Source organism: Chitinophaga sp. GbtcB8 (assembly GCF_019091455.1).
Taxonomy (GTDB): Bacteria; Bacteroidota; Bacteroidia; order Chitinophagales; family Chitinophagaceae; genus Chitinophaga.
In genome coordinates this window covers 1-228 of record NZ_JAGXJN010000556.1, presented here as the reverse complement: position 1 = coordinate 228, position 228 = coordinate 1, and the positions used below count along the sequence as shown (strand labels likewise).

At 50.0% G+C, this 228-nt stretch carries 1 protein-coding gene; it reads left to right on the top strand.

The annotated features are described in order from the left end of the window. On the top strand, positions 1 to 228 hold a 228-nt coding region (locus KVT36_RS32555), incomplete at both ends, for a hypothetical protein (RefSeq protein WP_217607555.1).

Genomic DNA, 228 nt, shown 5'->3' with positions numbered 1-228 from the left:
TACCGGAGAGGTGGCGGGAGGGGCGAGGATTGTGCGCAGGGATGGCTGGGTAAGAACGAGGAACTAAAGGGAGGTATCCCGTTTATGCATGACTCTACTGCAGATATAGACCACATAAGAGAAAATGACCACACATTAGAAACCATACAGATCCTGGTCCCTCAGCTCATAGCCCTGGGTTATCAATATGCAGGGCTCGACAAGTTTTCTCTTACCTTCTTAGGCAGG